This is a genomic window from Actinacidiphila acididurans (assembly GCF_016918855.1).
Taxonomy (GTDB): Bacteria; Actinomycetota; Actinomycetes; order Streptomycetales; family Streptomycetaceae; genus Actinacidiphila; species Actinacidiphila acididurans.
This window is the reverse complement of the sequence record NZ_JADKYB010000019.1, coordinates 21,300-44,385: the sequence shown is the minus strand read 5'-3', so window position 1 is coordinate 44,385 and position 23,086 is coordinate 21,300. Positions and strand designations below refer to the sequence as shown.

Annotated in this window: 16 protein-coding genes; 12 read left to right on the top strand and 4 right to left on the bottom strand. The window is 70.6% G+C overall.

What is annotated here, in order from left to right; translation table 11 throughout:
• Positions 1–130: 130 nt before the first annotated feature.
• Together ITX44_RS29515 and ITX44_RS29510 are read right to left on the bottom strand one after the other, a co-directional pair.
• A complete protein-coding gene (locus tag ITX44_RS29515) occupies positions 131–553 on the bottom strand; it encodes a hypothetical protein (RefSeq protein WP_205360831.1) in 423 nt (140 codons plus the stop codon).
• A 52-nt stretch (positions 554–605) separates the two neighbouring features.
• Complete coding sequence (locus tag ITX44_RS29510) at positions 606–1,079, bottom strand: NUDIX hydrolase (protein WP_205360829.1); 474 nt, start codon at positions 1,077–1,079, stop codon at positions 606–608.
• 394 nt (positions 1,080–1,473) lie between these two features.
• On the opposite strand from ITX44_RS29510, the gene ITX44_RS29505 reads away from it, so the two are divergent.
• From ITX44_RS29505 to ITX44_RS29490, 4 genes are all read left to right on the top strand, one after another.
• Positions 1,474–4,812 (top strand): lectin, encoded by a 3,339-nt coding sequence (locus tag ITX44_RS29505; RefSeq protein ID WP_307795546.1) that lies wholly within the window; start codon positions 1,474–1,476, stop codon positions 4,810–4,812.
• 119 nt (positions 4,813–4,931) lie between these two features.
• Positions 4,932–5,513, top strand: coding sequence for a PGPGW domain-containing protein (locus ITX44_RS29500; protein WP_307795545.1), 582 nt, complete (start codon positions 4,932–4,934; stop codon positions 5,511–5,513).
• A 201-nt stretch (positions 5,514–5,714) separates the two neighbouring features.
• Positions 5,715–7,358 (top strand): MFS transporter, encoded by a 1,644-nt coding sequence (locus tag ITX44_RS29495; protein WP_205360827.1) that lies wholly within the window; start codon positions 5,715–5,717, stop codon positions 7,356–7,358.
• 183 nt (positions 7,359–7,541) lie between these two features.
• Positions 7,542–8,510 (top strand): hypothetical protein, encoded by a 969-nt coding sequence (locus tag ITX44_RS29490; RefSeq protein ID WP_307795544.1) that lies wholly within the window; start codon positions 7,542–7,544, stop codon positions 8,508–8,510.
• Positions 8,511–8,650: 140 nt separating this feature from the next.
• Here the strand turns inward: ITX44_RS29490 and ITX44_RS29485 are convergent, their stop codons facing one another.
• Positions 8,651–9,292 (bottom strand): TetR/AcrR family transcriptional regulator, encoded by a 642-nt coding sequence (locus tag ITX44_RS29485; RefSeq protein ID WP_205360825.1) that lies wholly within the window; start codon positions 9,290–9,292, stop codon positions 8,651–8,653.
• Between the two features lie 78 nt (positions 9,293–9,370).
• On the opposite strand from ITX44_RS29485, the gene ITX44_RS29480 reads away from it, so the two are divergent.
• The 7 genes from ITX44_RS29480 to ITX44_RS29450 all read left to right on the top strand — a co-directional run bounded on the left by ITX44_RS29480 (position 9,371) and on the right by ITX44_RS29450 (position 18,818).
• Positions 9,371–10,729: a carotenoid oxygenase family protein gene (locus tag ITX44_RS29480; RefSeq protein WP_205360823.1), complete on the top strand. Its 1,359-nt coding sequence runs from the start codon at positions 9,371–9,373 to the stop codon at positions 10,727–10,729.
• Between the two features lie 333 nt (positions 10,730–11,062).
• Positions 11,063–11,887, top strand: a complete 825-nt coding sequence (locus ITX44_RS29475; RefSeq protein WP_205360821.1) for a p-hydroxycinnamoyl CoA hydratase/lyase — start codon at positions 11,063–11,065, stop codon at positions 11,885–11,887.
• On the top strand, positions 11,884–13,431 hold the full coding sequence (locus ITX44_RS29470) for an AMP-binding protein (protein ID WP_205360819.1): 1,548 nt from the start codon (positions 11,884–11,886) through the stop codon (positions 13,429–13,431). Before ITX44_RS29475 ends, ITX44_RS29470 begins: the two co-directional genes overlap by 4 nt.
• 217 nt (positions 13,432–13,648) lie before the next feature.
• Positions 13,649–14,353 (top strand): DUF899 domain-containing protein, encoded by a 705-nt coding sequence (locus ITX44_RS29465; protein ID WP_205360817.1) that lies wholly within the window; start codon positions 13,649–13,651, stop codon positions 14,351–14,353.
• Between the two features lie 452 nt (positions 14,354–14,805).
• Complete coding sequence (locus tag ITX44_RS29460; RefSeq protein ID WP_307795543.1) at positions 14,806–16,251, top strand: MFS transporter; 1,446 nt, start codon at positions 14,806–14,808, stop codon at positions 16,249–16,251.
• 306 nt (positions 16,252–16,557) lie between these two features.
• Positions 16,558–17,382, top strand: a complete 825-nt coding sequence (locus tag ITX44_RS29455) for an SDR family NAD(P)-dependent oxidoreductase (RefSeq protein WP_307795542.1) — start codon at positions 16,558–16,560, stop codon at positions 17,380–17,382.
• A gap of 413 nt (positions 17,383–17,795) precedes the next feature.
• A complete protein-coding gene (locus ITX44_RS29450; RefSeq protein WP_205360812.1) occupies positions 17,796–18,818 on the top strand; it encodes an NAD-dependent epimerase/dehydratase family protein in 1,023 nt (340 codons plus the stop codon).
• Between the two features lie 835 nt (positions 18,819–19,653).
• Here ITX44_RS29450 and ITX44_RS29445 read toward each other — a convergent pair.
• Entirely contained in the window at positions 19,654–20,430 is a 777-nt protein-coding gene (locus ITX44_RS29445) for a helix-turn-helix transcriptional regulator (protein ID WP_205360810.1), read from the bottom strand.
• Between the two features lie 1,829 nt (positions 20,431–22,259).
• Between ITX44_RS29445 and ITX44_RS29440 the strand changes: the two genes are divergently transcribed.
• A complete protein-coding gene (locus ITX44_RS29440; RefSeq protein WP_205360808.1) occupies positions 22,260–23,057 on the top strand; it encodes a TIGR03084 family metal-binding protein in 798 nt (265 codons plus the stop codon).
• The last annotated feature ends 29 nt before the right edge of the window (positions 23,058–23,086 follow it).

The following is a 23,086-nucleotide window of genomic DNA, read 5'->3' as shown; positions in this document are numbered from 1 at the left end:
ACACCGTACGCCTGGTCGTTTGTCCGTTGTGTCCCGATCAGCGGTGGGGTCGGGGTCGGGGTGCGGCCGGTCTCCGTGCCGCCCTGCCGGGCACGATGGGGACAACCCCACCCCAAGACGCCGGATGACGTCATGGTTCGCGGGGGCGGGCGCTCCGTAGCTTCGAGGAAGGGACATCGAGGACGCCGGCGCGGACGTCGGCGAGGGACGTCGGCGCAGACGTCGGCGAGCAGAGAGGACGGCCGTGGCACGCAGCGGGAAGAAGGAGCCGGGCGCACAGGCGGGGGACGAGCGCGGGGCGCGGTTCGCGGTGGAACTGCGGGAGGTGCGCCGGACGTACGGGCGCAGGGACGCGGCGGTGCACGGCCTGGGCGGACAGGCTGGAGGTCGGCAAGCCGTCGGCGACCTGGGTGACGGCCGGATCGTCCGGGCCGCCGTACACCTCGGTCGCCCACCGATCGGGTTCCGCTTCACGGTCGACGGGCCGGTAGGCGTGGCCGTCCCAGTGCCACAGGCAGGCCGGCGCGAAGCCGCGCCGCGGCACCGCGGCCACCGCCTCCCGAGTCCACGGGGAGCGCTCCGGCCACGCGCCGCTGCCGCCCGCCTCAGCCGGCGTCCGTACGGGCCGCGAGGCGGTCCAGGAAGACGCGCTGGCCGGCCACGATTCGCTCGCGGGCGTCGGCCAGCGGGAGCCAGGCCGCGCGGTCGATCTCGGGGAACTCCTGGGTGCGGCCGGAGCGCGGGGGCCACTCCATGGTGAAGGTGCCGGGCACCACCCGGTCCGGGTCGAGGTCGCCCTCCAGCGCCCACACGGTGACGATCTTGCCGCTGCCCTGGCGGGCCTCGCCCAGCGGCACGAGGTCGCCGGGCGGCACCGGCAGCCCCAACTCCTCACGGAACTCGCGGCGCGCGGCGTCCTGCGGCGCCTCGTCCGCCTCGTACTCGCCCTTGACCACGCTCCACGCCCGCTGGTCCCGCCGCGCCCAGAACGGCCCGCCCATGTGCCCGAGCAGCACCTCCGGCTCCGCGCCCTCCCGCCGCCGGTACAACAGGATCCCGGCACTCCGTTTCTCCGCCACGCCCCCAGTGTGCCCCGCCGGGCCCGTGCGGCCCGCTTCCGCCGCGCTGCCGTACGTGCGGCGGCCCGTACGAGGGCCCCGCCGGGGAGCTTTTGCCGACAGGCCGGGGCGATTGCGGGCAGCCTCGCCTGAAACGTGCGGGCCGGGGGAGTGAAGTCAACGCGCTTCCCCGCCCGCCTCATTGACACACCCTCACCCCCCGCGTTCTACTCAACGCTCGTGCGGGTTGGCAACGTTGTCAACGACCACTGCCCCGACAACGTTGTCGATCGGGGGCGCCATCCGCCCCCTGGCGACGCCATGCGCAAGGCACGAACTGCGGAGGCAATCTGTGGTCAGACAACGGCGTTCGGGTACAGGCGATTCCAGCGGCAGATTCCGACGGCGCCTCGCGGTGCTGTCCGTGCTCGGGGTCGCGGCCCTGCCGCTCTCGTCGCTGGGCACCGCCCACGCGGCGTCCGGGCCCGAACTGGTCAAGGACCCGGCGTCCTTGATCAACCCGCTCATCGGAACGTCCGGCGCGGTGAACACCTTCCCCGGTCCCGACATGCCCTTCGGCATGCTCCAGTGGGGCCCCGACACCTCCCCCCACCGCACACAGGGCGGCGGTTACGAGTACAAGGACAGCAGCATCTCCGGCTACAGCCTGACCCACCTGTCGGGTCCGGGCTGCGACGTGGCCGGCGACGTACCGATCCTGCCGGTCACCGGCGCGCTGTCCGGCAACCTCTCGTCCGTTACGTCCACGTTCAGCCACACCGACGAGCAGACCGGCGTCGGCTACTACGCGGTCACCGACGGGAACGGCATCAAGACCGAACTGACCGACACCACCCGCGCGGGCCTGGGCCGGTTCACCTTCCCGGCCGGCGCCCAGTCCAGCCTGCTGCTCAAGCTCAGCAGCGGCGCCACCCAGGTGGACGGCACCCGCGTCAAGGTCGTCAGCGACCACGAGGTCAGCGGCTCGGTGGACAGCGGCCACTTCTGCGGCGCCAACAACCGCTACACCGTGCACTTCGACATCAAGTTCAACCAGTCCTTCACCGGCAGCGGCACCTGGGTGGGCAGCACCATCAACCCGGACGCCACCTCGCTGAGCCTGGGCCGGCCGCAGCAGACCCCGGCCTCGCACCCGTCGACCGAGCTGCACGAGCCGCACTTCACCGTGCCGGCCCGCCCGGCGCCCACCGTGCACGGCGGCAAGAGCGCGGCGTCCCCCGCTCCGTCCGCCACGCCGAGCGCGTCCGCGACCCCGAGCGCCTCCGCGGCGCCGAACGCGAGCGCCCCGGTCACCGGCGCCAACGGGATGTACCTGAACTTCGACACCTCGAAGAACCCCACCGTGACCGCGGCCGTCGCCATCTCGTACACCAGCGACGCCAACGCCACCGCCAACCTCGCCGCCGAGGCCAAGAACTTCGACTTCAACGCGATGCGGCAGGCCAACCACGACGCCTGGAACGAGCTGCTCGGCCGAGTGCGGATCGGCGGCGGCAGCAGCGACCAGCAGGCGCAGTTCTACACCGCGCTCTACCACGCGCTGCTGCACCCCAACACCTTCTCCGACGTCAACGGCCAGTACATGGGCATGGACAACCAGGTCCACACCCTCAGCAAGGGCCAGCGCGCGCAGTACGCCAACTACTCCGGGTGGGACACCTACCGCTCGCAGACCCAGCTCATGGCGATGGTCGCGCCGCAGCAGACCGGCGACATCGTCACCTCGATGGTCAACGGCTACGACCAGACCGGCCAGTTGCCCAAGTGGGCGTCCAACAACGGCGAGAGCTACGTGATGGTCGGCGACCCGGCCGACGGCATCATCTCCGACGCCTACGCCTTCGGGGTGCGCAACTTCGACGCCGCCCACGCCCTGGAGGCGATGGAGCACGAGGCCACCGCGGCCAACCAGATCCGCCCCGGTGAGGCCGTGCGCGACGCCAAGGGCTACCTGCCGCTCGACCAGAGCTACGGCTGCTGCAACTTCTACGGCCCGGTGTCGACCCAGCTGGAGTACGACTCCGCGGACTACGCCCTGGCCTCGCTCGCCAAGGCGCTCGGGAAGACCGCGGACTACCAGAAGTTCGCCACCCGCGCCCAGGACTGGATGAACGTCTTCAACCCGCAGACCGGCTACCTCCAGGCGAAGAACCAGGACGGCCAGTTCGCCGGCGGCTTCTCGCCCGGCACCTCCAACGGCTTCGTCGAGGGCACCTCGGCCCAGTACACCCCGATGGTCCCGTTCGACCTCGCCCAGCTCATCACGGCCCGCGGCGGCACCGCGGCGTACTCCTCGTACCTCGACAGCCTGCTGAGCAACATCGCCGACCCGTCCGGCACCAACGCGGACCTCAGCAACGAGCCCAGCGTCGAGATCCCGTGGGAGTACGACTACACCGGGCAGCCGTGGAAGACGCAGGCCGCCGTACGCCAGGCGCAGCAGAAGCTGTACTTCAACGCGCCGGTGGGCTCCTTCGGCAACGACGACCTGGGGGCGATGAGCTCCTGGTACGTGTGGTCGTCGCTGGGCATGTACCCGGAGACCCCGGGCACCGACACGCTGGTGCTCGGCAGCCCTGCTTTCCCGGCCGCGCAGCTGACCTTCGGCAACGGCAAGCAGATCACCATCGGTGCCCCGCAGGCCGCTCCGGACGCGCCCTACGTCCAGTCGCTGACCGTCGGCGGCACGGCGTGGAACTCCTCCTGGCTGACCTTCGGCCAGCTCGAGAAGGCCGGCACGATGAACTTCACGCTCGGCACCGCGCCCGACACCACCTGGGCGACCGGTTCCGACGCGGTCCCGCCGTCCGACACCATCGGCGGCGGCCGGGTGCTCGCCGCCACCGGACCCACCAGTGACGGCCTGATCGTGGCGCCCGGCGGCACCGACCAGGGCGTCCTCAAGCTCACCAACCTCGGCTCGGCCCCGGTCACCGTCGACTGGGCCGCGACCGCCCCGTCCGGGGTGACCGTCGGCACCGCCTCCGGCTCGGTCACCGTGCCGGCCGCGGGCAGCGCCCAGGCCCAGGTCCCGGTCACCGCCGGCGACACCGAGGGCACCTACCCGGTCACCTTCGCGCTCACCGACCACAACGGCGGCGCGAGCCTGGGCAGCGCCACCCTGCGGGTCGCCGTCGCCAAGCCCGGCGAGCTGTGGCCGTACGAGACCAACGAGGGCATCTACCCCGACGGCACCCACTTCAGCGGCGGGTTCGACGACGGCGGCTGGGCGTACTCGCAGAACGCGCTGACCGCGGCCGGCGTCACCGGCGGCGGCACGGTCACCGCGGACGGCATCACGTACACCTGGCCGACGCCGGCCGCGGGACACCCGGACAACCTGGAGGTGGCCGGCCAGACCCTGCCGCAGCCGACGGGCAGTTCCGGCGCCTTCCTCGGACTGCTGGGCGCGGCGACCAACGCCCCGACCGACGGCTCGGGCGTGCCCGGCGACCTGACGGTGACGTACACCGACGGGACCACATCGACGGCCACCGTCACCTTCTCCGACTGGACCCTCAACGGCGGCGGCAGCCAGCCCGTCGCCGGGAACACCACGGCGGTCACCACCGCCTACCGCAACACCGGGAGCGGCGGCCGCGACACCGTGAAGGCGTACGTCTTCTCGGTGAAGGTCCCGCTGGACCCGACGAAGACCGTCGCGTCCGTGGCGCTGCCGGTGACCGGTGCCTCCGGCACCGTGCACCTGTTCGCGCTGGGCTACGGCCACTGAGCTCGCTGAGCTCACCGATCCCGCGGCCCGCCTGAACCGGAGCCTGTTCCCCGCGACCACACCGCGCGGGGGACAGGCTCCTCCCCGTTCCTGGGCCGCGCCGCGGTTACGGTGAGCGGGTGAGCGCAGCACGGAAGGGGTCCGGACCACCGCAGCCGCCGGATCGGGAGCCGGCGGACGGCAGGGAGCCGTCCTGCGACCGGCCCTCCGAGCCGTCCTCCGAGGAGCGGGCGGACTCCGCGGCCGAACGGGCGCGCCGACTGCATCCGGCCAAGCGCATCCTCCTGGGCACCGCCGGCGGCCTGTTGCTGCTGCTCGGCGTCCTGCTGCTGGTGCTGCCCGGACCCGGCCTCCTGCTGGTCCTGGCCGGTACGGTGCTGCTGGCGCGTGCGGTGCCCGCTGTCGCCCGGTTCGAGGAGCCGGTACGGACCCGGGCGACGCAGGCCGCCGAGGCCAGCGTGGCATCGGCGCTGCGGATCGCCGGAACGGTGCTGACCGGTCTCGCCCTGATCGGCGCCGGTGCGGTCTGGGGCGCACGCGCTGTCGACGGGCTGCCGTTCGCCGGCTGGAGCACCGGACTGAGCCTGATCCTGTCCGGGCTGATCGTGCTCGGGCTGCTGGTGTGGAGCCACCGCCGGGTGCACGGAGGCAGGGCGAAGCGGCGCCCCGCGACCGGTCGCGCGGACCGGGAAGGGCGCTGACGGTCCGAGGCGCGAAGTATGCGCGCCCGGAGCCCGCGACACCACAGGTCCGGACCGGGCAAAGGGCCGCTGACGTGCTGCTCTGCCTGCGATTTGAGCAATATGGAAGAAGTAACCGGACCCGCGCGGGGCCTCATCATGGCTCGGGCGCCGGGCCACGGCGTGCCATCCATGGACGCGACGAAGAGATGAGGGACGGCCATGGCACTGACACGGGAAGAGCGCGGGACCCAGGGCGGGGGCTTCGAGCATCCGCTCGTGTTCTGGCTGGGAGCGCTGGCCTGTACGGCGGGAGTACTGCTCCACCTGCCGATGTACATCGGCGCCCGCGACATGCACTACAGCCTCAAGGGCATGACGCCCGACGCACCCATGATCATCGGCATGATCCTGATCGTCGTGGGTCTGCTCATGGTCACCTACGGTCTGGTGCCCCGCGGCAGTGAGGCCATCCGGCAGGCCACCACGCGGATCCGGGTCCGTACCCTGGACGACGCGCCGATCAACGCCCAACACGTGGCGCTGCTGCTGGTGATGGCGCTCGCGGTGACCATCGACGTCATGAAGCCCACCACGCTGTCGTTCGTGGCGCCGGGCGTCGCCAAGGAGTACGGGCTGAAGTCGCCGGCCAACCCGCACGGCCACATCCCGGTCTCCTGGCTCCCGCTGGCCGGTATCGCCGGCACGGTGGTCGGCTCCTGGCTGTGGGGCTGGCTCGGTGACCGGATCGGCCGCCGGGCCTCGATCATCCTGGCCGGCATGATGTTCGTGACCACGTCGATCTGCGGCGCGATGCCGGGCTTCAGCTGGAACCTGATGATGTGCTTCCTGATGGGCATCAGCGCCGGCGGCATGCTGCCGATCACCTTCACGCTGGTGGCCGAGACGATTCCGTCCCGGCATCGAGGGTGGCTGATGGTGCTCATCGGCGGGGACATCGCCGGCGCGTACGTCATCACGAGCTGGCTCGCGGCGCGGCTGACCCCCACCTACAGCTGGCGCATCCTGTGGCTGATCGGCCTGCCCACCGGGCTGCTGCTGCTCGCGCTCAACCGCTGGATCCCGGAGTCCCCGCGCTTCCTGCTGGCCCGCGGCCGCACCAAGGACGCCGAGGCGGTGATGAAGCGCTACGGCGCGGTCGCCGAGGAGATCGAGCCGGGCGAGGAGGAGGTCCGCGAGGCCGTCGAGCACGGCAGCTACCTCACCTTGCTGCGCCGCCCGTTGACCGGCACCACCACGGCCATCACGGTCCTGGGCATCGGGGTCGGGCTGATGACCTACGGCTTCCAGCTCTGGGTGCCGACCAACCTCCAGCACCTGGGCTATTCGGCGGTCAACTCCGACTACGTGATCCGCAACGCGGCCGTGCTGGGTCTGCCGCTCACCGTGGTGGTCGCCTGGATGTACGGGGTATGGGGCAGCCGCAAGACCCTCGTCACGGTCAGCGCGATCACCGGCGTGGCCCTGCTCGGCTTCGTCGTCGCGGGCAACTCCCTCGCCCACAACCACACGTTGCTCTCCCTTCTGCTGATCGTCCCCCTGTCCGGCGTGAGTTCGGTGGTGGCCGTGGTCGCGGGCTACGCGGCCGAGGTCTACCCGACGCTGGTGCGCTCGCGCGGGACCGGACTCGCCGCGGGGATGACCAAGGCCGGCGGTGTGCTGATCCTGGCACTGACCGTCGCGGCCGCGTCGGTCCCCTCCATCACCACCACTGCCGTGGTGGGCGCCATACCCCTCCTGTTGGCCTCGGTGATCTTCCTGTGGATCGGCCCGGAGACGAAAGCCCGAGGGCTCGAGGACATCGGTGAGGAAGTCATGCGGACGGGCAGCGGCGCCGTCGGCTGACACAGCACCACCGCTCCATCGGCACCACCGCACATCGGTGACGCAGCACCTCAGCAGGTCCGGCACCACCGCACCTCAGCACGTTCAGCACCTCCAGCAGTACCGCCGGCCGAGGTCCGCACGGCCGGGATCAGCACGTACCAACAGTCCCCAGTACGAGCCGATTCAAGGAGGCACTTCAGCGTGACCAATATCGAAATGGCAGCACCCGGCACGGTCAGCACGCGTGGCCAGACCTCGCTGTTCGTGACCGGCTTCTTCCCGCGCCACCGCGTGGCACTCCTGGTGCTCAGCCTGATCGCCGGGCTGGTCATCTCCTACCTGTGGTCCGCCCAACTGGTCGACGACCAGATCGGCTTCAAGACCGCCAACGGCATCCTGGGCCACGACGCCAACACCACCCAGATCAGCAGCATCGGGTCCGGGATCCTGTTCGCCTTCGTCACCGGCATGGCGGGCTCCTTCACCGCCTGCAACATCGCCGCGTTCGGCGCGGTCGGCCCGCTGGTCGGCCAGCACCAGACCCGCAAGGAACGGTTCGTCAGCACCGTCAAGCCGCTCGGCTGGGTGGCGGCCGGCATGATCCCGGTCTCGGCGATCTACGGCATCATCGTCGGCATCGTCGGCACCCGGATGCCGCAGTTCTCCACCGCCCAGACCTCCGGCATCTCCCCGCGCACCGCCCAGTCGATGATCGCCTTCGGCCTGGTGGGCCTGGCCATGGTCGTGCTCGGCCTGGCCTCGGCCGGGATGATCAAGGACCCGCTGGCCGGCATCTCGCGCCGGTTCCCCAACGCGCCCCTGATGGTCATGGGCGCCCTGATCGGCGGCTTCCTCGTCGGCCGCCCCTACCCGCTGTTCCGCGACCTGTTCCGGCACGCCGCCAAGACCCACAACCCCGCGTACGGCGCGGTCGCGTTCTCGCTGCAGTCCCTCGGCAATATCGTTGTCATGGGCCTGCTCTTCATCCTGCTGTCCTACGGCACCGGCGGCCGCGTCCAGCGGTGGCTCGCCGCCAGCCCGGGCCGGATCGCCAGCGTCACGGCCTCGGCCTTCTTCATCGCCGGCGCCTTCACGCTGGCCTACTGGGAGCTGCGGGTCCTCGGCCGGCTCGGGTACATGTGGTTCCCGACCGCGCCATGGAACAACTGACGCCGCTCCAGCGGCTCTGACGCCCCTGACGTCGCGTGGTCGGACCGGGCTTCGCGGCGTCCTCTGAACAGCCATCAGCGCACCGCGCACGGGAGCGCACGGAGTATCGGCGCACCAGCGGCGGGACTGGAATCGGGAAGTCAGTCCCGCCGTTCGCGTGCCCGCTTCATGGACATCGAGGCGTCGTCCGGGTCGTCGCCGGCGCCCACGATCATCGCGCACACCTGCGCCTCGAAGACGGTGGTCGCGTCGTACGGCTCGACCAGGTAGCCGCCGAGCTCCAGCGTGACCAGCCCGTGCAGGGCGATCCACATCTGATGGGCCACCAGCTGGCTGTCGCCGGGCTGGAACCGCCCCGACTCCATGCACCGGTTCACCGCTCCCACCAGGTGCGTCAGGGTGTAGCGGCCGTGCTGCCGGTCCTCTTCGGTGAGCGCGAAGCCGACCAGCCCGGAGCCGTTGAACATCACCCCGTACAAGTGACGGTGCTCCAGCGCGTTGTAGCGGTACGCCGAGCCGAGCGCCACGATGTCCGCGACCGGGTCGGGGGTCTCGCCGACCGCGCCCATCCGCTGGTCCAGCAGCCGGAAGCCCTCCCGGACCATGGCCCGGATCAGGTCCTGCTTGCCGCCGAAACGCGTGTAGACCGCCATGGTGGAGGTCCCGACGGCCGCTGCGAGACGACGGGTCGACAGCGCCTGCGGCCCCTCTTCGGCGAGGAGCTTCGCGGCGGCCTCGATCAGGTTCGCGCTGAGTTTCGGGTCAACTTGACGGGGGCTCACCCTTGACATCATTCCACGGCCCCTGCAATCTGTACAACAACAGCGTTATATAACGGCGATATGCGAAGGCGGCCAGCGATGTTCTCCCCCCAGGCTCAGTCCACCACACACCTTCTGACTGGCGCGTATCGTCCGGTCCGCGAAGAGACCACGGCCCACGACCTCCCCGTCGTCGGGCAGCTGCCCGCCGAACTCGACGGGCGGTTCCTGCGGGTCGGTCCCAACGCCCTCGGCAAGCACGACCCGGCGGTCGACCACGCGCTCGCCGGCGACTCGATGCTGCACGGCCTGCGGCTGCGCGGCGGGCGCGCCGAGTGGTACCGCAACCGGTGGCTGCGCACCGACCGGGTCACCGCCGCGTTCGGCGAACTGCCCACCCCCGGGCCGCGGTTCGGCCTGTCCGACAACGCCAACTCCGGCCTGATGCAGCTCGGCGGGAAGGTGCTGGCGCTCGGCGACGGCGGCGTCCTGCCGCACCAGATCGGCCGGAACCTCGAGACGGTCGCCCGGATCGACTTCGACGGCACCCTCCCGGACGGCTTCTCCGCCCGCCCCGCCGTCGACCCGCTCACCGGCGAGGTGTACGCGGTCGCGTACTACCACGAGCTGGAGCACGTCTCCCTGCTCACCCTCGACGCCCTCGGCCGGGTGCGCCGGGCCGAGCCGATCTCGGTCAAGGGCACCCCGATGATGCACTCGATGGCCCTGACCGAGCGCCACATCGTGCTGTTCGACCTGCCGGTGACGTTCAGCCCGCAGGCCGCCGCCTCCGGCTCGCGTGTCCCCTATGTATGGGACGAGGGCCACGGCGCGCGCCTCGGCGTGCTGCCGCGCGACGGCGGCGACGCCGACGTGCTGTGGATGGACATCGACCCCTGCTACGTCTTCCACGCGGTCAACGCCTTCGAGCGCGGCCACGAGATCGTGGTCCACGTGGTGCGCCACGAGCGGGCCTTCGACCGCGACCCGCTGCACCCGAGCGAGTCCCTGCCCACCATGTGGAGCTGGACCATCGACCGCCGCAGCGGCACCGTCGTCGAGGAGCAGCTGTTCACCGACGTCGAGGAGTTCCCGCGGATCGACGAGCGCTGGGCCGGCGCCGAGCACCGCTGGACCTGGTCGGTGGGCGTGCGCCCGGAGCAGGGCGCCGCGCTCGGCGGCCCGGCGCTGATCCGGCACGACCTGTGGACCATGCGCACCGACGTCCACTCCTTCGGCCCCGGCCGCGAGGCCGGCGAACCGGTGTTCGTGCCCCGCTCGGCGATCGCCCCCGAGGGCGACGGGTGGCTGATGACGATGGTGTACGACAGCGCCACCGACCGCAGCGAGCTGGTCGTCCTGGACACCGAGGACTTCACCGGCGAGCCCGTGGCGGTCGTCCCGCTGCCGGCCCGGGTGCCCCACGGCCTGCACTCCCTGTGGGTCGCGGGCAACTGACCCCGGTGGCCGCGGAGCCCCTGCGGGGCAGCTCCGAGGCGGCTCCGGGCCAGCTCCGGGGCACCTTCGGCAAGGATGAGGTTCGTGTGATCCGAGTGTCCGTTTGATTATTAGTGGGCACAGCGGGACGAGTACACGAGGGCATCGCAACCGGTCCGGATCAGCCGAGCAAGCTCGAAGAATTCAACCGGATAACGCTCATGTGATGCTCTTACGCGCGGGGGTCGGTGCCAGCGAAGACGCTTCCGCGTATGCGGCCCGATACTCCCCGGCTCACAATGCGCCATGGCCGGGTGAGCGTGTACTTCGTTCTGAGGAAGGGAAAACTCGAACATGATTACGCTGGAGACCCTGAACCTCGAAATAGACGGGCCCAAGGCCACGATATACCTGAACCGGCCCGACAAGAAGAACGCGATGAACCCGCAGATGCACCGGGACATGCACGAGGTCCTGGACGCCATCGAGGCTGCCGGCGACGTCAGTGCCGTGGTGGTGACCGGCAACGGCGACAGCTTCAGTGCGGGAATGGACCTGGAGGAATGCTTCCTCCAGCCGTTCGACAACCCGATGGAGTTCTACCGTACGAATCTGGTGGCGCTGGACTGGTTCAAGCGCCTCAAGGCTTTCCCCGCGGTGACCGTGGCCAAGGTGAACGGCTTCGCCTTCGGCGGTGGCGTGCTGGTGACCGGTCTGTGCGACCTTGCGGTCGCCTCCGAGGACGCGACGTTCGGGCTCTCCGAAATCAACTTCGGCATCTTCCCGGCCGGCGGCGCAACCTGGGCAACGGCCCACAACCTGCCCCGTAAGCAGGCGCTCTATTACATCCTCACCGGTGACACCTTCACCGGCGCGCAGGCCGAGCAGTTCGGGCTCGTGAACAAGACCGTGCCCGCCGACCAGCTCGACGAGGCCACCGACCGCATCGTCCGCAAGCTGGTCAGGAAGAACCCGACCACGCTGCGGCTGGCCAAGGAGGTCTACGAGCACAACCGGACCACCGCCCTGCCCGAGGCGATCGACTACGACCAGGCCAAGCTGTGGGAGCTGTCCCGGCTGACCGGCAACGAGTGGATCAACGTCGCCCTCAAGCAGTTCGAGAAGCGCGCCTACCAGCCGGGTCTGAGCACGTACAGCCGCTCCGGAGCGGCGTCATGATCTTCACCAGTCCCCGTACGCCGGTCGAGATCCCGCAGACCACGCTGACGTCCTTCGTCCTGGAACGGGCGCAGGAGTACGGCGACAAGGTGGCGACCGTCGACGTCACGGGTACCACGCAGTACACCTACGCCGAACTCGCGGCGGGCGTACGCGCCGTGGCCGGTTCCCTGAGTGCCCGCGGCTTCCGCCGCGGCGACGTGCTGGCCATGCTCGCGCCCAACGTCCCCGCCTACCCGATCGCCTTCCACGGCGCCGCCATGGCCGGTGCCGCGACGGTGGTGCTCAACCCGCTGGACACCGCGGACGACCTGGCCAACCACCTCAACGAGTCCGGCGCGCGCATGATCGTGACCATGCCGTCCGAGATGGAGAAGGTCACGGCGCTGCTGCCGCGGACCAAGGTCGAGGAGATCGTCGTGTTCGGCGAGGCCGAGGGTGCCACGTCCTTCGACTCGCTGCTCGCCGGCGGCGACCTGGCCGACCCGGGGATCCAGCCGGACGAGGACGTGGTGGCGATCCTCCACTCCAGCGGCAGTACCGGCTACCCCAAGGGCGTCCTGCTCACCCATCGCAACATGATCGCCAACGTGCTGCAGACCAGCACCTGCGCGCCGACCGCCGAGGACGAGAAGGTGCTGGCAGTGCCGCCCTTCCACCACGCGTTCGGCCTGATCATGGTGATGAACGCCAGCCTGCTGCAGGGCGCGACGCTGGTCACGATGCCGCGCTTCGACCCCGGGGCGTATCTCAAGGCCGTCGAGGACCACGAAATCACCCGCCTGCTGGTGGTGCCGACCATCGCCACCCTGCTGGCCCGCAGCCCGCAGGTGGACCAGTTCGACATGTCGACGCTGCGCATGATCGTCTCCGGCGGCGCCGCGCTGGACCCGGCCATCGCCCAGATGTGCCGCGACCGGCTCGGCTGCAACGTGGCCCAGGGCTACGGCCTCACCGAGGCGCTGGTGTCCTTCATGCAGCTCGAGACGCCGGTGCAGCCGGCCTCGGTGGGCCAGAACACGCCCAACATCGAGGTCAAGATCATCGACGTCTCCTCCGGCGAGGAACTCGACCGCAACCAGAACGGCGAGGTCCTGATCCGTGGCCCGCACGTGATGAAGGGCTACCTCAACGCCGAGGAAGCCACCCGCAAGGTGCTGGAGCCCGACGGCTTCCTGCACACCGGTGACCTGGGCTACGTGGACGACGGCGGCGAGCTGTTCCTCGTCGACCGCATCAAGGAGCTCATCAAGTACAAGGGACAGCAGGTGTCCCCGGTCGAGCTGGAAGCCGTCCTCATGACGCACCCGAAGGTCGCGGACGCCGCGGTCGTCGGCGTGCCCGACGAGGAGGCCAGCGAGATCCCCAAGGGCTTCGTGGTGGCCAGGGAACCGGCCACCGTGGAGGAGATCCTCACCTACGTCGCCGAGCGCGTCGCGCCGTACAAGAAGATACGGCGGCTGGAGTTCATCGACGAGATTCCCCGCACCCCGGTCGGCAAGATTCAGCGCCGCACCCTGAAACAGCGCGATCAGGCCGCCTGACCGCCTTCCGCGACCGCGCCCCGACAATGTTCCGTTGTTGTCGGGGCGCGGTCGCGTTCGGTCAAGGAAGCGTCAATACGGAAGAAGCAGGCCACATTCCGTTCTGGCAGTCTGATTGGGATTGGTCCCTGACCGGGGGAGCGCGTGGGACCACACGTCATCCAGGATGTCGGGTCTCGGCGGTTCGACTCCGCCGAACGCCCCGTGAGGAGATCTGATGGAAGACCTTCCGAACATTGTCTCCAGGCAGGAGTGGCTGGAGGCGCGCAAGGCCCTGCTGGAGAAGGAGAAAGAGGTCACCCGCGCACGGGACATGATTGCGGAGGAACGCCGCAAGCTCCCGATGGTGAAGGTGGAGAAGGACTACGTCTTCGGTGGCCCCGACGGCAGCCGGCTCTCCCTCCTCGACCTGTTCGAAGGCCGCCGCCAGCTCGTCGTGCGGCACTTCATGTTCGGCCCGGACGACGAAGTGGGCTGCGTCGGCTGCTCGATGCAGACCGACAGCATCGGCGACCTGCACCACATGTGGGCCCGGGACACCACCTTCGTGCTGGTCTCGCGCGCGCCCTACGAGAACTACCAGCCGTTCAAGGCCCGCATGGGCTGGACGTACCCCTGGTACTCGTCCTTCGGCAGCGACTTCAACTACGACTACGAGGTCTCGTCCGAGAACGGTGAGTCGCCCGGGGTGAGCTCCTTCATCCGCGAGGGCGACGAGGTCTTCCACACGTACTCGATCTACGACCGTGGTGGCGAGATCTTCAAGAACTTCTACAACTACCTCGACATCACCCGCCTCGGCCGCCAGGAGGACCAGCTCGAGCACCCCTGGGACTGGTGGCGGTTCAAGGACGAGTACGACAACGCGTCGGCCACCACGGCCGGGGACAACTTCTGGAACGGCACCCGCTTCAAGCCGTAACGGCCACGCTCCCGCCACGGGGGCGGGAGGTCACGGCACCACTGGTCACAACCCACTCGTCACAACCCGATCGAAGCAACCGGCGCGCAGCCCGCGCCGGTGACCTGCGGCCGGCGCCCTCCAGGCGCCGGCCGCACCCATGTGTGACGCGCGTCACGTACGACTGGGGAACCGGATGGCGACACGGGCGATGAGTTTCCCGAACGGGCCAGGTCTTTACATGCAGGAGGACATCAGCAGCATGTCCCGTCCCCTCGCAGCCAACCAATCCACGCCAGGTCGGTGGCAAAGGCGTCGGCTTGGCGCGGCGTCCGGATGCCCGGTCAGGGCGGAACAGAAACGGAGAAAGACGCGATATGTCACAAGCCAAGGGCAGGGCTGACGCTGCGTCTGCCATGCCGCCGGCCCGAGGCCAGGGCACGGCGAAGGGCTCCCCGGCCGGCAATGCCAGCGTGACCCAAAAGCCCGCTAACACCACGTGGACCCTCATCCTGGCGTCCATCGGAAGCTTCATCGCCGCGCTCGACGTGGTCGTCGTCTCCACGGCGCTGCCCACTCTGCAGTCGCACCTGCACGCCAGTCTGTCCGACCTCGAATGGACCATCAACGGCTACAACCTGGCCTTCGCCTGTCTCATGCTGACCGGCGCGGCCCTCGGTGACCGGTTCGGCCGGCGCCGGGTCTACGCCGGCGGTCTGGTGGTCTTCTCCGCGGCCTCGGTCGGCGCGGCGCTGTCCGGCAACGTCGGCACGCTGATCACCTTCCGGGCCCTGGAGGGCCTCGGCGGCGCGGCCGTGCTGCCGCTCACCCTGGCCCTGATCAGTGACGCCTTCCCGGTGGAGAAGCGCGGTGCCGCGATCGGCATCTGGGGCGGCGTGACCGGTATGGGCGTCTCCTGCGGCCCGCTCGTCGGCGGCGCGCTCATCCAGGGCGCCTCCTGGCAGTGGATCTTCTGGATCAACGTGCCGATCGGCCTGGCCGTCGCGGCGCTGACCATGTCCAAGGTCCGCGAGAGCTACGGCCCCCGGCCGCAGCTCGACCTGGTCGGTCTGGTGCTGATCGTCGCCGGTATGTTCGGCCTGACCTGGGCCCCCGTCCGTGCGCCGAGCATCGGCTGGGGCAACGCGGAGGTCATCACCTCCCTCCTGGTCGGCGCGGCCTTCGTCGGCGCCTTCCTGGCCTGGGAGCGGCGCGCCCCGCACGCGATGGTGCCGCTGCACTACTTCCGCATCCGTGAGTTCACCACGGCCAACTTCGTGATCTTCTTCCAGTTCATGTCCCTGATCGGGACCCTGTTCATGCTCACCCAGCTCCTCCAGGTCGGCATGGGCTACGGCGCCCTGGGCGCCGGCGTCCGCATCCTGGTCTGGGCCGGCACCCCGGTGGTCATCGCGCCCGCCGCCGGTCTGCTCGCCGACAAGATCGGCAACAAGCCGTTCATGGTGCTGGGCCTGTTCATGCAGGGCACCGGCCTGATCTGGCTGGCGGCGGTCACCAAGGCCGGCGTCGGCTTCCCGACCCTGGTCGGCCCGCTGGTGTGGTCCGGCGTCGGTACCGCCATGTGCTTCCCGACCGTGGCCAACGCCGTGACCAGCGCGGTCCCGGTCGAGGACACGGGTGTGGCGGCCGGTACCAACAACGCGCTGCGCGAGCTCGGCGGTGTCTTCGGCGTCGCCATCCTGTCCGCGGTGTTCGCCCACAACCACGGCGCGTACACCAGCCACGCCGCGTTCATCCACGGCTTCAAGCCCGCGATCTACGTCGCCGCCGTCATGTGCGCGCTCGGCTGGATCTGGGCCCTGGCCGCTCCGTCCAAGTCGGCCGTCGCGGTCACCCGCGCGGCCGTCCACCAGCAGAAGCCGGCCTTCGCCGCTTCGGCCACTGGGGAAGCCGGCTGATCCTCGCCGGCTGAACCACCTCACTCGGCCAGCCACCGGACGGGCTGCGCCGCAATCGGCTCCGGCCTGGTGTCCCCCGCGCCGGGCCGGAGCCGGTCTACCCAGCGGCTCCGTGCCTCCCGTGCCCCCGTCCTTCTGGCCCCTCCTCGCTCCTTCTTCTCGGCAAGGCGACGCTCCCCGAGCGCTGTGACAGCGCGGAGAACGCCGGCCGACCCCATGACTGTCGTACCCGGGACGACGTATGTCGTCCTGGGACGGCCGGTTTGTCATGGAACATCCCCCGGGGCATCCCTTGCGACCGCCCCCGTGACCGAACTCCATGACCAGCCCATCGACGTGCCCCTTCACCCGCTCCCCGACCCGTTCCTTGAACTGGAGGACATCATGAGCGACCTGTCCGGCCGGACCACCATCGTCGTCGGAGCCAGCCGCGGCCTCGGCCACGGGATCGCCACCGCCTTCGCGGAGGCCGGCGCCCCGGTGATCGCCGTCTCCCGCACCCCGAGTGAGTTCCGCGAACCCGCCAACGGTGCAGGAACCATTCAGCAGGAGATCGCCGACGCCAGCGAGGCGCCGGTGGCCGGCGCCCTGATCGACCGTCACGAGCCCGCGAACGTGATCGTGGTGGCCGGCGCAAACCCGCTGATGCGCCCGCTGCAGCACCACACCTGGGAGTCGTTCTCGGCCAACTGGAACACCGACGTCAAGATCGCGTTCCACTGGCTGCGCGAGATCCTGCTCAAGCCGCTGCGCCCGGGCAGCCGGGTGGTCGTGGTGAGCAGCGGCGCGGCCCTGGCCGGATCGCCGCTGAGCGGCGGCTACGCCGGTTCCAAGGCGACTCAGCGCTTCATCACCGGCTACGCCCAGGACGAGGCCCACCTGGCGGGCCTGGACATCACCTTCACCGCGGTGCTGCCCCGGATCACCCCGGTGACCGAGCTGGGCCGCTCGGCGTCCCGCGCGTACGCGGCCCGCAGCGGGATCACCGAGGAGCAGTACAGCAAGCAGATGGGGGAGCCGCTCACCGCGGAGGCCGCCGGCGCCGCCGTGGTCGAGCTGGTCCGGGCGCAGGCCAACACCGTGGCCCCCGGCTACCTGCTGACCAGCGCCGGGCTGCAGAAGCTGCGCTGACCCGCACCGCACCGCACCGCGAGCACCGGGACCGGGCCGAGGGCCCGTCACCGGTGCTTCGTGCATTACGGCGGCACGGCGGCACGGCGGCACCGGCGGCCGTACCCGGGCAGCTCCGGGCACGCCGCTCCCGCGCCGCCACCACCGGGGCCCGGCACACCGCGGGCATCCCGTGGCCGATATCCGGGTAGGGGAAGGTACGGTCGCGCCCGTCCTCCCGGTGCACCCGTGCCGCACGGCACCGAAGTGGCCGGTGATGCCGGTGATGCCGACGGCGACTTCCGTGGCCGGTGACGACCGGGCAGAGGTTAGTGAACAACGGGCATTCCATGAGAAGCCCAAGGCAGGCCTCGCCCAGGACAATCGTGACAAGACCGGGAACCGCCGGCGGTCGCTGGGGGAGGGGAGTTGCGATGTTGGTGTCCGTAACGGGCGGGACCGGCTTTGTCGGCTCGCACTCGGTGGCCGCGCTCGTGCGAGCCGGCTGTCACGTGCGACTTCTGGTCCGCGACAAGGACGCGGTCGGCCGGGCGCTGGGCCCGCTGGGCGTGGAACCGGACGAGGTCGAGGTCCGCGTCGGGGACGTGCTGGACCCGGCGGGTGTGGCCTCCTTCGTCAGTGGCGCCGACGCGGTCCTGCACGCGGCCTCGGTGTACTCCTTCGACGCGCGCAAGGCCGACGCGATGCGCCGGGTGAACCTCCAGGGCACCGAGAACGTCCTGGGCGCCGCCCGCCGCGCCGACGTCGAGCGGACCGTCTACGTCTCCACCGTGGCGGCCATGTGGCCCGCCAACGGCCGCACCATAGACGTGAATTCGCCGGTCGGCCGACCGCGCGAGACCTACATGGCGACCAAGGCGGCCGCCGAGGAGGTCGCGCGGCGCCACCAGACCGAGGGCGCGCCTGTGGTGATCACCTACCCGCCGGCGCTGCTGGGTCCCTTCGACCCGCACACCGGCGACCAGGCCGCCCGGCTGCGCGACACCCTGCGCGGGCTGATGCCGATCTGGCCGCTGGGCGGCTTCCCGGTCGGCGACGTCCGCGACACCGCCGCGCTGCACGCGTCCGTGCTGACCCGGCCGTTGGAGGGCGAGAACCGGTTCTTCGGTCCCGGCCGCTACCTGACGACACGTCAGTACCTGGACGCGGTCCGCCAGGCTACGGGGCGCCGGCTGCCGGCGATGTTCATGCCGGCCCGGCCGATGCTGCCGATGGGCCGGATGGCGGACATCCTGCAGCGGTTCTGGCCCTGGCACATCCCCGCCGAGTACGGCGCCGTCTACACCACCGTGCACGCCACCGCGGTCGCCGCCGGCGCGCCCACTCACGGCATCGAGGCCCGTCCGGTCGACCGGACCATGGCCGACACCGTGCGCTGGCTCCAGGCCAGCGGGCAGATCTCGCGGCGGCGGGCCGGCACGGCCGCCCTCGTGTGACGGACCCGGATAGACACCGAGGGGGGCCCGTGTCCTCACACACCTGGCACTTCGTACCGCATCCCTTTGCCCGCCGGACCCCGCGGCCGGCCGCCCGCGGCCCGCTGACGGCACTTCAGCCGATGGCCCGGCCGCTGGTGCCGGGCCGTCCCGGTAACCCCGCAACGACCCCTCCGCGGCCTCCTGCGGGCGATTCCGGATCGCACTCTCTCCACCGCCCCGAACAGCCCTTCTACGGCCGTCCGGAACCGTCCGCTCCGGCGCTGCCGGGGCGGTCCGTACGGGCCGTACGGACCGCTGTGGCACGCCTGCTGAGCGTCTGCCGCACCGCGGCCGGCATCGAGGCTCCGGCGGCCCGGGACGCCCTGGCGGACGACGTGGCCGAGGTCCTGGCCGGCGATCCGGCCGGCGTCCTGGTGGTGACGGACGTACCCGGTCGCCCGGGTCACCCGGTCCACCCGCCCGCGACGCGCCGGGCGCGAACGCTGCCGCCGCCGCACGGCCCGACCGGCCGTACGGCGGCGCGACACACGAGGACGTCCGGCTTCGCGGAACCGCCGCGCGGCCACGGCATGCCACCGCCGGCCCCCGCGGCGCAGGGACGACGCCGGACAGCCGGAAACGGCCCGCCGGTGGCCGTCGGCGGGCCGTGGTACGACATGCCGCGATCGCCGGCCGGGCGCTGTCGCACCGGCCGGACCGCCGTACCCGCGCGGAGCCAGGACCGTACGCCCTGGCCCCCCGTCGTCCTCGTCCACCGGGGTTCCGCCACGTCATGGCCGGTCCCCGCGGTGTGACCTCGTCGGTCGCGGGCAGCACCCGCCGGCCGGCCGTCCTACTTGGCGACGGCAAGCGGGGCATCCTCGTCCACCGCCCGCGGGCCGTCCAGTTCCGGGAGCGCAAGCAGGATCGGGAGATCGAACGGAGTGACCGCACGCAATTGCACGTCCGAGGTGTACACGCGCCCGCCGCGGACCTTCACCGGCCAGCCCGAGCCGATCAGCCGGGGCATACGGATCTTCGGCCCGGGATCCTCGTCCTCGTGCGGGGCGACGGCCGCGGCCCGGACGAACCACAGCCCGTCGGGGACGGTGAGATGAAACGGTCCGGAGTCCTCCAGGATGTCGCAGGACTGGGGAAGGCCCTCCACGATCGGGGTGTTGAACGCGGCCACGTAGACGCGGACCGGGCCCGCGGTCTCCGGGATGTGGATCCTGCCGGTCACCGTGGAGGTCTTCTGGTCCGTACAGGCCGCCGGCAGGGTCAGCTGCGGCATGCCGCAGCGGGCCAGGAAGCGGTACTTGGCCGGCGAGATGCCGACGCTGCGGGTGAACCGGCTGGTGAACGTGCCCAGGCTGTTGTAGCCCACCCGGTAGGAGATGTCGGTGACGCTGGAGGCGGTCTCCAGCAGGTGCCGCTTGGCCATGAAGAGCCTGATCGCGCTCAGGAACCGCCCCGGTGACGTGCCGGTGATGTCACGGAAGACCCGCGAGTAGTAGAACTTGCTGAATATGGCCTCCTCCGCCAGCTCCTCCAGCGAGAGCGGTTCGGCGTGGCGGTTCCACATGATGTTGATTGTCCGCTCGATCGCTACCTCTGCTGCAACAGGCATCCGGCTTCCCCCAACCGTGGATGTGGCGAGTGCGTGACGTGTGCGCGGAACGGAATGGCCCATCAAAAATTTCCCGATCGGACTGTTTCGGGTACAAGGCCGTACCTGTTCTTCGTGGAACGGGGCGGTCGATCCGTCGGATCACCCCGGCGGCTCACTTGCTGATTCGCAACGAAGTGGCGGGCACAGTGGTCTGATCGGCGCGGGCCCTGGTCGTGGCGCCGGCGGCGGGTGGCTCCTGGCCGCCTGCGTCCGACGCTCTGGCCTCACGGTCGGTGCGACCACGTGTCGGCACGTGCGTCATCACAGAACAAGGACTCATCTCGGCCCGGAAAGTCATCGCTGTCGCGGCCTCTTTTTTCCGAGACCCGAGCGAACCGGGCTCCACCAGCGGCTTCGTGAGCACCACCTGGATCGCGGTCACCTCGCCGGGGTTCGGTGCGAGCGGCGGGACCGCCGTTGCGGCCGCGGTGCGCTGCCCGGCACCTCCTGGCGGCCGCGCGGCGCGAGGGCCTGCGCGGCGGGTCGAGGTGCCCGCGGGGCAACCGCGGCGAGGTGGCGGATCGTTGCGCCGTGCGCGTACGCGGCCGGCCGGTGGGCCGACAAGGGCGAGCGCCGGAGGGCGAACTGACGGCCGGTCGGTGCGCCGGTGGGCGCGGACGGCGTCGTGCGGGCGGCCCTGGGGCCGAAGTGCCGGGGTGCGGCGGGACCGGCGAGAACCGGCCGGTGCGGGAGGGACCTTGCGCCGGCGATCCGTTGCCGGGAGCGGGTGGACCGGGGGGCTCGGGCGGGGGCGTTCCGCAGGCCGGCGCGGGTCCGTGGCGGGACCGCGCGGGCCGGGGCCGGGCGGTTCGCACGAGCCGCCGCGGTGCGGCGACCGGGCCGCGCGGCAGGGGCCTCGTCGCGCCGTGCGGCCGATGCGGCAGTGTGCCGGGCCGCGCCGCGCGGATGGCGGCGGACAGCCGGCCGCGCGGGGCCGGACGGCCCTCCGGGGAGCGCTGCCCGGGGGGTCACGGTGTGTGCAACTGCCTCCACAATCGCGCTTCGTGCCTCGTCACCTGTCCGAACGTCCCGGTGCACGGAGGTTCTCCTCGTCTGCGAGTCGACTTCGATCGTTCACGGGTGGCGCTGCAAGGCGACGGGCACGGTCCCCGCGCCTTCGGTGCTCATGAGGCCCAGGTGCCCGCCCGCCGCTGCTGCGTCGCGCGGTGCACTTCGGTCATGATCCGCATCGACTTCCCGGCGGTGGCCGGGCCCGGTCGAATGATCCACTGTCGGCGCTTCATGTAGAGACATCGTTCGGCTGTGCGACAAGCGCCGCATCTTCTAGATTGCGGTCTCTGGACAGCGCACGGGAAAACCCTTGTCAGGGCTGCTCAGTTTACTTGTGATCGTTTCGGCAGCGGTCCGGCCATGACGGACTGCGGTGGTTTTGTCGACGAATGACCGAATCGATGTCTCGATGGTACCCATCTGACCTGCGGTTTTGTAGGCAAGATCACGATCCGTCGGCGCCGGCGGCCGCAGCCGGCGCCGCGCGGGCAAGATCAGATTACTCGCGCGTTAAATTCTGGGTGTTGCCCTGTGATCGCCTCCGGGGCCAGGGACGAAAGCAAGTACAGAGAAGTCACCTGGAACAGGCACCCGGAGAATCAACGACCAGATCGGCTCAGTCCGGGGGTGCCGCCACGACCGCATTTGCAAATGCGGCACACCATCTCGAATGACAGGTGTCAGGCGTCAGGATTCCATGTGACGACCCCATACATGCATCTCGTATGAGCACGTCGAATTCCCGCATGCCCCGGCACGTCGAAAGGAATGGGAACGTGACCGCAATGCAGGACGTATTCACCGACCTGGTGGCGGAGGGAGATGAACTCGACGCCATCGTGGCCGGGCTGACGCCGGAGCAGTGGAACACCCCTACGCCTGCCCCCGGTTGGACGGTGAAACACCAGATCGCACACCTGGCGTTCATCCTCCATTTGTGCCGGGTCTCGGCGACCGACGCGGCCGCGTTCGAGACCGAGACGGCGCCCGCCAAGGTGGACTTCCAGGGTTCGGTCGACGCCAAGCTGGCCGAGTACGTGGCCGCTGACGTGCCCGAGCTGCTCCAGCGCTGGCGCGACGAGCGGACCGGCGCGGCGGAGGCCATGGCGGCCGTGCCCAAGGGCGAGACCGTGCCGTGGCTGACCCAGTGGATCCCGGCCAGCGTGCTGGCCGCCGCCGCGATGATGGAGACCCTCGCGCACGGACAGGACGTCCGCGACGGCCTGGGCATCACCCGGACCTTCACCGACCGCATCGGCCATGTGGCCTTTTTCGGCACCCGCACCCGCGACTTCGGCTATCTCGTCCGGGGCGAGCAGCCCCCGGCCGAGGAGTTCCGATTCGAACTCACCGCCCCGTCCGGCATTCAGTGGGCCTTCGGCCCGAAGGACGCCGAACAGCGGATCACCGGTCCGGCCGTCGACTTCTGCCTGCTCGTCACGCGGCGCAGGCACCGCGACGACCTCGCCCTGACCGCCATCGGCAGTGAGGCGGACCGCTGGCTGGACATCGCGCAGGCGTACGGGGGGCCGGCCGGCAACGGCCGTACCGCCGCGCAGTTCGCCTCCGCGTGAGTCCCGCCGGCCAGGAGGAACAGTTGGCA

Excerpts from the sequence above, each read along its gene's own strand:
- ITX44_RS29495 (WP_205360827.1), top strand. The coding sequence starts at position 5,715 with ATGGCACTGACACGGGAAGAGCGCGGGACCCAGGGCGGGGGCTTCGAG.
- ITX44_RS29480 (WP_205360823.1), top strand. The coding sequence starts at position 9,371 with ATGTTCTCCCCCCAGGCTCAGTCCACCACACACCTTCTGACTGGCGCG.
- ITX44_RS29475 (WP_205360821.1), top strand. The coding sequence starts at position 11,063 with ATGATTACGCTGGAGACCCTGAACCTCGAAATAGACGGGCCCAAGGCC.
- ITX44_RS29470 (WP_205360819.1), top strand. The coding sequence starts at position 11,884 with ATGATCTTCACCAGTCCCCGTACGCCGGTCGAGATCCCGCAGACCACG.
- ITX44_RS29465 (WP_205360817.1), top strand. The coding sequence starts at position 13,649 with ATGGAAGACCTTCCGAACATTGTCTCCAGGCAGGAGTGGCTGGAGGCG.
- ITX44_RS29450 (WP_205360812.1), top strand. The coding sequence starts at position 17,796 with ATGTTGGTGTCCGTAACGGGCGGGACCGGCTTTGTCGGCTCGCACTCG.
- ITX44_RS29445 (WP_205360810.1), bottom strand. The coding sequence starts at position 20,430 with ATGCCTGTTGCAGCAGAGGTAGCGATCGAGCGGACAATCAACATCATG.